This is a genomic window from Kitasatospora sp. NPDC050463 (genome assembly GCF_040655255.1).
Classification (GTDB): domain Bacteria; phylum Actinomycetota; class Actinomycetes; order Streptomycetales; family Streptomycetaceae; genus Kitasatospora.
The window spans coordinates 1-5,502 of sequence record NZ_JBFAJO010000171.1 but is presented as its reverse complement, the minus strand read 5'-3'; the positions used below and the strand labels follow the sequence as shown (position 1 = coordinate 5,502).

At 69.1% G+C, this 5,502-nt stretch carries 4 protein-coding genes; 1 reads left to right on the top strand and 3 read right to left on the bottom strand.

The window, feature by feature from the left end; genetic code table 11:
* The first annotated feature begins 222 nt into the window (after nt 1-222).
* Nucleotides 223-981, top strand: coding sequence for a GNAT family N-acetyltransferase (locus AB0J08_RS40905; protein ID WP_360645071.1), 759 nt, complete (start codon nt 223-225; stop codon nt 979-981).
* Between the two features lie 16 nt (nt 982-997).
* On the opposite strand, the gene AB0J08_RS40900 is transcribed toward AB0J08_RS40905, so the two are convergent.
* From AB0J08_RS40900 to AB0J08_RS40890, 3 genes are read right to left on the bottom strand one after another with little or no spacing between them, the layout of a single operon-like run.
* On the bottom strand, nt 998-1,582 hold the full coding sequence (locus AB0J08_RS40900) for a DUF6262 family protein (RefSeq protein WP_360645068.1): 585 nt from the start codon (nt 1,580-1,582) through the stop codon (nt 998-1,000).
* The gene (locus tag AB0J08_RS40895) at nt 1,579-4,203 is read right to left on the bottom strand and encodes a site-specific integrase (protein ID WP_360645065.1); all 2,625 of its coding nucleotides are present in this window, start codon (nt 4,201-4,203) and stop codon (nt 1,579-1,581) included. Before AB0J08_RS40895 ends, AB0J08_RS40900 begins: the two co-directional genes overlap by 4 nt.
* Nucleotides 4,200-5,378 carry a tyrosine-type recombinase/integrase gene (locus tag AB0J08_RS40890; protein ID WP_360645062.1) on the bottom strand — a complete coding sequence of 393 codons (1,179 nt, stop codon included), beginning with the start codon at nt 5,376-5,378 and terminating at the stop codon, nt 4,200-4,202. Before AB0J08_RS40890 ends, AB0J08_RS40895 begins: the two co-directional genes overlap by 4 nt.
* Nucleotides 5,379-5,502: the final 124 nt, after the last annotated feature.

The window sequence follows — 5,502 nt, the reverse complement described above, 5'->3', positions numbered from 1 at the left end:
TTTACCGACCGCAGGAGCTCGTGAACCGGCTCTGAACTGCGACGATACATAGACTACATGTTCGCGACGGTGAGTTGGGGGCGTTGTTGTCGCTCGCTCGCGTGGTCGTCGTGTCGCGAGCGGACACGTGGTTGGCGAGGCGTCGTGGCGCGAGGCGCCTGGGGCCGCATCCTCGTTGAAATTCAGTCGTCCAGGGGGCGTGGGGGCCGAGAGGATACGGCCATGAGTAGCGATCTCTTGTGTGACCGGGCCCGGGAGCTTTGGGTAGAGCTGGCGGTGGAGCCGGTGGAGTTCTCCTCCTCGGACGGGGCGAACGTCGTGGTCTCTCCTGGCTCGCGGTTGTGTCCGCCGTTGTGGACGGGGATTGTGGTCCTCGGCGACGCCGGCATCGTCACCGTGCCGAGCGTGCAGGTCGCCAAACTGCTGGCAGGCGCTTCAATCAAGTTGTCCGGTGAAGAACTCGTCGACGAGGACCGCTTGCGTGAGGTGTTGCCGGTCCTCGACGTACTTGGTCCTGCGGCCCTGTTCTATCTCGACCGCGTCGACTTCCTGTCGACGCAAGGAGCCGCCGCTGTCGAGGAGGTGGTGTGCGGCGATGATGGGCTGGCCATACTTCTGGTTCGTGCTGGTGAAGAGGACGCCGGGGAGAGCGGCTTGGAGGACATCACCTCTCCCGCATTCGTCCTCCGCGAGGGTGACGACGTGGTTGCCGCGGCGGGCTATCAAGTCTGGCCGCAGTCGGTGGCTCACCTGAGTGTGCTGGTTGCGCCGGGGCATCGAGGCCGAGGGTTGGCGCGGGTCGTGGCGTCTGCAGCGGTGGCGCATGCACTTGACGCCGGGCTGCTTCCGCAATGGCGAGCACGGCCGCATCCGTCAAAGCGTGTGGCACTCGCGCTCGGTTTCCGGCAGCTGGGTTTTCAGCTCAGCGTCCGCCTCGGCGACGCGGTCTCACCGGCCTTGGCCGGTGAGACCGCTGTCTGAATTCGACCGAGGTGACTCAGCGCACCGTTGAGTCGGCGATGCGGGCTTCGAGGTCGGCAACGCGCCGGTCTTGGAAGCGCAGGTTGGAGCGGGCGGCCTTGAGCCGCTCGTCGAGGGTGCGGTTGTCGGTGGTGAGCTGACGGACGCGCTGCTTGAGGGTGGTGTTCTCGGTGGTGATCCGTTGGATGGCTTCCTCGGTCCATTCGGCCTGCAAGTCGCGTATCTGGCCGAGGAGTTCGCCGGTTCTGGTGCGCTGGGCGAGGATCTCGGCGTGGGCGGCCTTGAGGGCTTCCTCGGCGTTCAGGGCACGTTCGCGCCAGGTCGCCTCGCGTTCGTCGTCCTGCTCGGCGAGGGTGCGGGACCGGCGTTCGCCAGCCTGGTCCATCGCGCTGGCGACTGCGGCTCTGGCCTCGGCGTTGTCGTAGAGGAAGGTGCGGGAGACGTCCGCTCGGCGGGCGACGGCGGCGACGCTGATCTGGGCTTTCTCGCGGCAGAGCCGGGCGAGGGCCTGGTGGACGCGATCGAGGGAGGCTTCGGTCTTGCGGCGGCGGGCAGCCAGGGCCGCCGCGGTGCGGGGGTCGGGAACGGTGGCGGTGTTCATGCAGCTTCCTGTTTCGGGTCGTCGCCGTCTGCTGTGCACGTATCGCTGTACTCGCCCTGGTCGTTGCTGCCTGCGCCGGCCAGGTCGGCGGCGCGGAAGGCGGTGGACCACACCCGGTGGAAGTAGTCCTGGGGTTTGCGCAGGTCCAGGGCGAGGGCGTCGTCAAGGAGGCCGAGGCCGGCGAGAGCCTTCTCCAGGCCGTCGATGGCACGAGCGGTGGGCTCGAAGTAGTGGTGAAGGTAATCGGCGGTGGCGTCGTCGGGGGCGCCTTCGGCCAGTAGCCGCCACTGCTCGCGCTTGCGCCTCCAGTAGAGGAGGTCGGCGCCGGAGAGGACAAACTTGTCGCAATTGTGGCAGTCGAGGTTCCAGGGGCAGGCGCCGCCGTCGACGACGGGCTGGAAGGTGCAGAAGCCGCCCTCGGCGGGGGTGCTGCGGCGGGACAGGTCGATCGCGAGGGATTGGGCGTGCTCGCGGGTGAGCGGGGTGGTCGGCTCGGTGAGGAGTTCTCCGGGGCTGGCGGTGCCGGGGCCGGTGACCCAGACGTGCTGGAGGACGTCTTCCAAGTCGGACTGGGTCAGGTGGATGTAGTGCTCGGCCATCCGCTCGGAGACGTGGCCGAGGTAGCGGCGGACGTGAGTCAGGGTCGCGCCGGCCCGCAGCAGGCTGGTGGCCAGACTGTGCCGGGCCTGATGGGGGACCCACCGGCCGATGTCGAGCTCGTCGATCCAGAGTTTGAAGCCCTTGTGGAACCACTTGTAGGACAGCGGAGTGCGTCCGTTGCGGTTGCGCTGGTTGGTCGGGAACAGCGCCATCTGGGCACGTTCCTCGGCGGTGGGCGGCCGGTTGTTCCGGGTCTCGAACAGGGCGAGGGTCTTGCGCTGGCGGTCCTGCAGGAGCTGATGGACCCGTTCGGGGATCCGAAGGGCCTGGTCGTAGTTGCCGACCTTGGTCTGGTCGTGCCAGAGCATGGGGAGCCCGCCGTAACGGCCGAGGCAGTCCAGGCGGAGTTTCAGGATCTCGCTGCAGCGGCGGCCGGTGACGATGATCGTCTCCCAGGCGTCCCGCAGGCCGCGGTCGAGGGGGTCGTAGGTCTCCGCGAGCCTGCTCAGATTGCTCTCCTCGGCGAGCGCGCGGGCGACCTCGTCGGCGAACGGCGGCCGAGCACGGCTGATCATCCGCCCCGGGGCGGGCATGGCGGCGATGAAGGATCGGTCCAGGCCGAGGCGTTCTGCCTCTCCCGATTCCAGTGCCCCGCGCAGGAGCCGCCGGGTGCGGTGGAAGACGCGCTGCCGGGTGTTGGCGGTCACGATCGACGGCTTGCCGTGGACGCCTCTGGCCGCGAGCGAGACGAGGCCGTCCCGCTCGCGTTGCCGCTGGTCGGCGACGAACTGGTGCATATGCTCGGCCGTCAACTCCCGTGGATCGTGCCCTCGCGCGGGAGCGTGGAGTTCGAAGAAGGTACTCAGCTCCAGCCCGGCTCGGCGCATGTCGTCGAAGGTGCCTCCGCTGCGGGGGCAGCTGGGAGAACGCAGGATCGCGGCCAGGTGGTCCCAGATCAGGTCGCGCAGCCATCGTTGGGAGACACCGGTGAGGTCGATGCGGATCGCGCGGCCAGTGAGCTTGCGGCCGAAGTGCTCGGTGAGGATGTAGCCGAGCTCGCGCGTCTCCTCCGGGGTCACATAGAGAGGGTGCAGGGCGCCCGCGATGGCCTGGGCGATGTAGACGCCCTCGCGGGTGACCGCCTTGCGCTGGTCCGCGTCGTCCCAGCCCACGTCGGTCAAGGAGCGCAGGCCGTGCGCGCGTGCGTAGTTCGCCAGCCGTTGCAGTGGCGCCAACTCCCAACGGCCGTGGGGTCGTCGGGTGTGCCAGAACATGCCCCACTGGATCTCGGCTCGCAGCAGCGGGTGCAGGCCCCGGAGGTTGACCTGCGCGGGCCTCAGCACAGCGGCGGCCGTCGTGCACCACCGGCGGAAGGCCGGCTCGTCCGTGTACTCGACCGGGGTGGGCCGGCCGGTGCGTTCGAAGCGGTTGCCCCACTGGCTGGGCAGCACCGCCCCTCCGGGGCGGTGCTGGTTGCGGTAGCTCCGGTCGTGGCGGAAGCACAGCCCCAGCGGTGAGTCCGCGAGGTCGGGGCAGACCTGGACCAGGCAGATTCCGTAACCGGGGGCTGTTTGCTGGTCGGCGAGCCAGCCGTCGAAGTCGGCGTCGGCGCCATGGCGGTCACGGTGGTGATACCACCGGAACTGATGGTGGTGGCAGAGGTCCAGGGTCAGGTGCCGGGCGGGCCGGTCGGGGCAGATCCGGCAGAGGCGTTCTTCCACCTCCTGGCCGGGGCCGGCGGGTGGTGCCGTGCGCAGGAAGGCCGCTCGTGACGTTCCGGCATCACGCTGACGGCGCCAGATCATCTCGTGGGCCGAGCACAGGTCGCCGTGGCCCATCGTGGTCCGTTCGCAGTCCGTGACCAGGCAGTTCCAGCGGTAGACGGGGTGACCGGGCGGGATCGTGACGAGGTCCGGGCGGAACAGCGGGTCGAAGGACGGCGCGTTGATCAGCGCGGTGAGGATCTCCAGGCGATCCCGGCCCGTGCGGGGGTCCTGCCGCGGCAGCGAGCTGACGGTCACTTGGCCTCACCCCAGACCGTGCGCAGGGCGGTATCGAAGGTGGGGTCGTGGACGTCGACGTGCCCGTAGACCTCGTCGACCGTGGCTGCCGAGGCCCAGCCGCCGGCGTCCCGGGCTATCAGCAGGTTGCCGTCAGCGGCGTCGAGGACCGCGGAGGTGAACGTGTGCCGGAAGGCGTGGGGTTTCACGAGCCCCAGACCGGCGCGCTTCCCGGCCCGGCCGAGCATTCGGCGGGCCCCGACCGGGGCCCAGGGCTGGCCGGTATCGGCACCGTGCAGCTGGACCAGGAGCATGCCGTGCCCGGCGCCGCGCGGGTACTCGGTCGTCATGTACTCGAAGTAGGAGTGCACCATCGCAGGGCTGACCCTCTTGATCAGCCCGCCGGTCACCGTGCCGTGCTCGACCCGCCAGGGGTGCTTGGTCTTGGCCTCGGCCCGGTTCGGGTTGCCCGGGCGGTGACAGACGTGCAGGTGCGGGCTGCGGCACTCGCCGCAGGCCGCGTTCTCCCGCAGGTGCAGATCAACCAGGTGCAGCCCGCAGAGCTCACCGATGCGAAGCCCGCCGTCGGCGAGCCAGGTCACCACCAGCCGGTCCCGGGCGGCGTTCACGGCCTCCAGCAGACTCTCCCGGGCGCCGTCGGGGAGCATCTTCGGGTGCCGACGGTGCGGGCCCTTCGGCGCGAGCGGGTTCGCCGGCATCGCCGACTTCACGTGACCGAGGAACGAGCGACGACGGTCCACCCGCGACGGCAGCCGGGTTCCGTCCAGCTTCTCGCCGAGCTCGATGCCGACACCCAGCGAGGCTTGGTGCAGGTAGAAGCCCTTCAGGCAGGACGCCGCGGCCGACAGCGCGGACCGACCATAGGGACGCTTGTCGACCCGCCACGGCTCGCCGAGCGGCATGCGGACCTCGGCGCCGACGATGCCCATGTACCGTTCCAGGTCCCGCAACTGGACCGTATCGAAGGACAGGCACTCACGCTCCAGCCATCGCAGGTGATCCACCAGCAGGTACGCGTACGTCCTCTGCGTCCCCGAGCCGTCATGGACGCGCAGGAACCGATCCGCCTCGGTGTGTTCCGTGCCCTCGGGCCACACGATCGTCCACGATCGCCGTCCGTCCTTCCGCTCGATCTGCTGGACCCTCAAGTCCCCGATCACCACGTGTCGTGCCACTCGTCCTCCGTACCGACTCCAGAACATGACGAACGTCCTGAACCCAGTCGGTAAACGAGCCCATGACGTCCACGCCACAGACTCGAACGGACATCACGAACAGCACAAATCACGGTCGGTAAAG

Coding starts and splice junctions, on each gene's coding strand:
- AB0J08_RS40900 (WP_360645068.1), bottom strand. CDS start 1,582: ATGAACACCGCCACCGTTCCCGACCCCCGCACCGCGGCGGCCCTGGCT.
- AB0J08_RS40905 (WP_360645071.1), top strand. CDS start 223: ATGAGTAGCGATCTCTTGTGTGACCGGGCCCGGGAGCTTTGGGTAGAG.